The sequence below is a fragment of the Roseibium sp. genome, assembly GCF_025698965.1.
Lineage (GTDB): Bacteria > Pseudomonadota > Alphaproteobacteria > Rhizobiales > Stappiaceae > Roseibium.
In genome coordinates this window covers 1-5,635 of record NZ_JAILWL010000438.1, presented here as the reverse complement: position 1 = coordinate 5,635, position 5,635 = coordinate 1, and the positions used below count along the sequence as shown (strand labels likewise).

Below are 5,635 nucleotides of genomic sequence, written 5' to 3'. Positions count from 1 at the left end.
TATAGCCGCCATCCCAGTAGGGTTCGCCGTCGATTTCAACCGCCTGATAAAGCTGCGGCAGACAGGCGGACGCCATCACGGCGTCCAGGGTGACTTCCTTTTCGCTGAACACCCGGATCTTGCCGGTGAAGACATTGGTCGCCGCGATAAACAGTTTCACTCCGGAACAACAATGCACCTGGTCGAAATCGACCATTTTCTCCACCACATCCCTGAGGGGATTGATGTTCAGCGGATTGAATTCGTAAGGCGACGCAAAGCGCGACATGATATCGAAATAGAGATAGCTCGGCGAGTGGTCGAGGCTCCAATTGCCAAGGAGAATGTCCAGCGGCGACCGCTGGATCGGGCTGAACTTTGCCTGTTCGCTCACTTCGTGCCAGAAGGCCTCCAGGCTCGCGCGGGCACCCTGCTCCCCTCCGGCTTCCATGCCACTTGCCAGGACAACGGCATTCATCGCTCCGGCTGACGTGCCGGTGATCGCATCGATGGTAAAGCGGCTGTCTTCCAGGAACCAGTCCAGAACACCCCAGGTGAAGGCGCCGTGGGCACCTCCACCTTGCAAAGCCAGATTGATTTTCTTCGGCTCGGTCACGGCAGCTGCCTTTTCATCAAGTGCCAACGCGTCAATGGGGATCGTTCAAACAACTATTGCGCGGTCCAGCCACCATCAAGCGGCAAAACAGATCCGGTGATGGAAGATGCGGTGTCGGAACACAGGAACACCGCATATCCGGCCACCTGTTCAATCGTGACGAATTGCTTGGTCGGCTGCGCCTTCAGCATCACATCTTTCTTGACCTCTTCTTCCGTCATGTTGCGGGCCTTCATCGTGTCGGGAATCTGCGCTTCCACCAATGGCGTCCAGACGTAACCCGGGCAAATCGCATTGACGGTAATACCCTGCTCCGCAACTTCCAGCGCAACGCTTTTCGTGAGACCGGCGATCCCGTGTTTTGCGGCCACATAGGCTGATTTAAACGGTGATGCGACCAGGGCATGTGCGGAAGCCGTATTGATGATGCGCCCCCAGCCGCGCTCCTTCATGCCCGGCAACGCCGCCCGGATAGCATGGAAAGCAGAAGAAAGATTGATCGCTATAATAGCGTCCCATTTCTCAACCGGGAATTCATCGACCGGCGAGACGAACTGAATTCCGGCATTGTTGACCAGAATGTCAACCGAGCCGAACTCTTTCTGCGCATCCGCAACCATCCCGGCAATTTCGTCACCCTTGAGCATGTTGGCCGGGGAATAGACACAGCGCACGCCGAATTCCTCCTCAATCGCCGCCCGTGTCCTTTCGATCTCGTCGGCGTCGCCCAGGCCGTTAATGACGACATTCGCACCTTGTTCTGCAAAGGCGCGCGCGCATCCGAGTCCGATCCCGGATGTGGAACCGGTAACGACAGCGGTTTTGTTGGCAAGCATTATGGATCTCCCAGGGAAAAATCAGAATTCGGGCACAACATTTGACCAGTTCTCGCCGCACTGCAACAACGGAATGACGAAAAGTGATTACCGAGTCAGATTTGGGATATCAGCGGCGTTTCATTCTTTGCGCCCCGGCCAGAGCCTTGCGCGCGCGGTCACGGGCAACCGTTCTCTGTTCTTCCGCCTTCGAATAGTCCTCGGCCCTGAGCCCCAGTTTCGCCGCGAAGCGTTCCCGAATAAGGCCGTAGAAGGTTGCGTGCAGGCTGGCAAAAATCCACACGAGGATTAGCATCGTGCCCATCGGAAAAATCGCAGACCGGATCTGCTGCCACAGTTCATTGGCCGGCATCAGACCGTCGCTGACACTAAGCAGAAAGCCCCACACAAACACAAGGAACCCGGCGAGCAGGCTCATGACAAGCGCCGAAAAGGCCATGGGCCAGCCGAGCCCGGCCGTCGCCCGCCAGCTCTCCTTGAGGGTCAGCGGATCGTCAACAGCGGCGGCAGGTAGAACGACCGAGAATTTCTGGACAACCATCAGCGCGATAAACGGAGCCAGGAACAGAAGAAGCAGACCGAAACCCGCAGTCATCGCCGCCAGCAGCAACGACACAATCACCAGAGGAACAAGCGACAACGCCCCGATCAGACTCAGAACAACCTGATTGATGATCACGCGGACAGTGCGCCGACCGAAAAAAACGGGAAAATCGCGCGCATCGATCAGAATTCGGCGGACATAGGCGATGCCGATACCAAAACCCACGATCAGATTTGCGATTGCCGCGAGCGCACGCAACGCCCCTTCATCAGGTGCGGCAACCGGCTCCGTCATATAGGACACCGTGGTGAAGCCGCTTTCCGGCATCATCGATGCACCGATGACAAAATTCAGGGCAACCAGGACCAGGATATAGGCCCAGCCTGTTTTCAGCAGCGTTCCGATATGATGCTGCGCCAGCGATAGCGACCGTTCCAGAACGGTGATGAACATGACCTGCCCCCGTTGATCGGCTCCAGACGGAAGGTAGGGATTTTATTGAAAAACGCTAGGGTCTAGACCGTAACCCTGTCTTTCCATTGCAATTCGATAACCTGCGGTCAGAACGGATATACCAAGCACCGTGACAATGATCTGCAACAGCACATTCAGCAACAGCAGTTTGAACTGAAGCAGAAAAATCGGAAGGCTTCCTGCTGCTGCCTCAATGAAAAACTGAAAGAGCACACTCAACAGCACGAATGGAACCGACAGGATCAGAGTCGCAAAGAACATGCGCCAGCCGAGCCCTTCACTTATCGAATAAGCCTCCCCCAGACCAAGAGAATGCTCTACGGCTGTCGCAGGCAGAATGAGCGAAAATCTGAAGAATGTCGGGATCGCAAAGATCATGAACAGAATTGCGATCACGCCGGTAATTGCCGCACTTCCTGTTAGCAGTTGCACAATCGTGATTACCATCGAGATTCCAACGATGATCAATGCCAGGAGAAGAGACTTGAGAATGAACTTCACTTCCAGCCCACCGACTTTCAGATGAATGATCCCGGGCGTTTCCCTGAGCAGCCCGAAACGATGCCAGGCAACACCGATGCTTGCCGACGAGAGCAAGGCAAATGCAACCATGACCAATGACAACAGCAGCACCGCTCCAGGATTGGCAGCTTGCTGCGCCGTGGTTCCGAAACCCAGCTGAATCGCCATCATCAGACCGAATTGAAGCACGAACCAGCTTCCGCAGACCTTGAAAACGGTTTCAAGATTTCCAAACACAAGCGAAACCGAGTCGCCGAGCAAACGCTTCAACATTCCAACGCCCCCAAAACCCCTAAAAAGCACAAATATTTAGGCTCTTTGTCCATGCATTTACTTGCTATGATTTTCAATTGCAATGAAACCGTTCTGCACCATGGCACTGACAGGATGACCTGCGACGGGATTGCCTTTTTCGACGCAGAACCAAATCATTTTCTGGAAACTTTGACCAATATCCCTCATATGGTTGGCAAAAGCCTGAAACCTGCTGGTTCCTGTTATGATTGATGATTTCGCAAAAGCCCTGCCCCGCCGCAAATCCATTGGCGTTCCTGTCGGCAATGTAATGGTGGGCGGCGATGCGCCGATTGTCGTGCAGTCCATGACAAACACGGATACGGCCGACGCAGATGCAACGGTCGCACAGGTTGCGGCGCTCGCGCGTGCCGGATCGGAGATCGTGCGAATTACGGTGGACCGGCCGGAAGCTGCAGAACAGGTGCCCCGGATCCGGGAACGGCTCGACCGTATCGGCATCGATGTGCCGCTGGTTGGAGATTTTCATTATATCGGCCACAAACTGCTAACGGATTATCCCGATTGCGCACAAGCACTGGACAAATACCGGATCAATCCGGGCAATGTCGGTTTCAAGGCCAAGCGCGATACACAATTCTCGCAGATCATCGACATCGCCCTGAAACATGACAAGCCGGTGCGCATCGGGGTCAATTGGGGATCGCTCGATCAGGAACTCCTGACGAAGCTGATGGATGAGAACGCGGAAAGCGCCACACCTGTATCCGCTGCAGCGGTGATGCGCGAAGCCATAATCCAGTCCGGGCTTCTTTCGGCCGAACGCGCGGAAGCTCTTGGCATGGGCCGGGACAAGATCATCCTCTCCGCCAAGGTCAGCCAGGTTCAGGATCTGATTGCTGTTTATGCCGACCTTGCCCGCCGCTGTGACTATGCCTTGCATCTGGGCCTGACCGAAGCCGGCATGGGCACCAAGGGCATCGTGTCTTCCGCGGCCTCCATGGGCATTTTGTTGCAACAGGGGATCGGCGACACGATCCGTGTCTCCCTGACGCCGGAACCGGGCGGTGACCGCACCCGCGAAGTTCAGGTCGCTCAGGAATTGCTGCAAGTGATGGGTTTCCGGGCGTTTGTACCGGTCGTCGCAGCCTGCCCCGGCTGTGGTCGTACAACGTCAACCGTCTTTCAGGAACTCGCCAGCGACATCCAGGACCACATCCGCGAATCCATGCCAGTCTGGCGCGAGCAATATCCTGGCGTCGAAGGCCTCAATGTGGCTGTCATGGGCTGCATCGTAAACGGGCCCGGCGAATCCAAGCATGCCGATATCGGCATTTCGCTTCCCGGCACCGGTGAAACTCCGTCTGCACCCGTCTTTGTCGACGGTGAAAAAGTCACTACTCTGCGCGGATCCGGCATAGCAGATGAGTTCAAGCAAATGGTGCTGGATTACATCGAAAAACGCTATGGGGCCGGATCTTCGTCTTCCGACGCCGCCTGATCAAGCTGAGGGACTTAAATTAATGATGCAGCAGCCGGGCGCATCCGAGCCACAGAAGAAGCCGATCCTGGTCATTACGTCCCAGGTCGTCCGAGGCGGCATCAGCGGGCGGGGCCTGACATTCGCTCTGGAACGGATCGGCCACGGTGTCTGGTTCCTGCCGACCGTTCTGCTTCCCTGGCACCCGGGACATGGCAAAGGCACGCGCATTGTTGCATCCCCGCAAGATTTTGCAGCGATTGCAGCAGATCTGGCGGATTCGCCGAAACTCGGAGAACTGGGAGGTGTGATAACCGGTTATCTCGGCCATGCGGATCAGGCGAGCGCAATTGCGAAGCTGGTCAGAGCGGTCAAAGCCGCCAACCCGGAAGCGCCTTATCTTTGCGATCCGGTGATGGGAGATCGCACCAGCGCCTCCGGAGGCGGTCTCTATGTGCCCAAGGCTACGGCGGAAGCCATTCGCGACGAGCTGGTACCGCTTGCGGACATCGTCACCCCCAACGCATTCGAATTGGGTTGGATGACGCGCCGCGACGTTGACAGCGAACTTCAAGCGCTATCTGCCGCGCGCGCCCTTGGCAACGAACGGGTGCTGATCACCTCGTCACCTGCATTGCGCCGAAATGCGATTGCAAATCTGCTGGCCGGACCACGCGGTGCTGTCGCCGCCGAACATGCCGCCATAGTCAATCCGCCCCACGGTACCGGTGACCTGATTTCCGGTCTGTTCCTGTCCAATCGCCTCGAAGGTCTGGACGACGAGGAAGCCCTGAAACGCGCATCCGCGTCCGTGTTCGAGCTGGTTGCGCGCAGCGTCAAAAAGGGCGCCGATGAACTGCTTCTTGCTCAGGAACAGCAGTCGGTTGTCCGGGCAATGGCACTGGTCACATCGCGCCGGGTTGTTGAAA

6 protein-coding genes are annotated in these 5,635 nt (G+C 56.6%); 2 read left to right on the top strand and 4 right to left on the bottom strand.

Annotation, left to right across the window (positions count from 1 at the left end):
• The 4 genes from K5905_RS26350 to K5905_RS26335 form a co-directional block, all read right to left on the bottom strand.
• The coding region (locus K5905_RS26350) for a patatin-like phospholipase family protein (protein ID WP_297589763.1) at positions 1-595 on the bottom strand (595 nt) is incomplete at its 3' end.
• 53 nt (positions 596-648) lie between these two features.
• Positions 649-1,431 (bottom strand): 3-hydroxybutyrate dehydrogenase, encoded by a 783-nt coding sequence (locus tag K5905_RS26345; RefSeq protein WP_297589760.1) that lies wholly within the window; start codon positions 1,429-1,431, stop codon positions 649-651.
• A gap of 109 nt (positions 1,432-1,540) precedes the next feature.
• Positions 1,541-2,428 carry a 4-hydroxy-3-methylbut-2-en-1-yl diphosphate synthase gene (locus tag K5905_RS26340; RefSeq protein WP_297589758.1) on the bottom strand — a complete coding sequence of 296 codons (888 nt, stop codon included), beginning with the start codon at positions 2,426-2,428 and terminating at the stop codon, positions 1,541-1,543.
• Positions 2,429-2,470: 42 nt separating this feature from the next.
• Positions 2,471-3,244, bottom strand: a complete 774-nt coding sequence (locus tag K5905_RS26335) for a hypothetical protein (protein WP_297589755.1) — start codon at positions 3,242-3,244, stop codon at positions 2,471-2,473.
• Between the two features lie 226 nt (positions 3,245-3,470).
• Between K5905_RS26335 and ispG the strand changes: the two genes are divergently transcribed.
• Positions 3,471-4,727, top strand: coding sequence for a flavodoxin-dependent (E)-4-hydroxy-3-methylbut-2-enyl-diphosphate synthase (ispG, locus tag K5905_RS26330; protein ID WP_297589753.1), 1,257 nt, complete (start codon positions 3,471-3,473; stop codon positions 4,725-4,727).
• 22 nt (positions 4,728-4,749) lie between these two features.
• Positions 4,750-5,635, top strand: an 886-nt coding sequence (gene pdxY / locus K5905_RS26325) for a pyridoxal kinase (RefSeq protein ID WP_367187027.1), incomplete at its 3' end; no start/stop codon positions are given.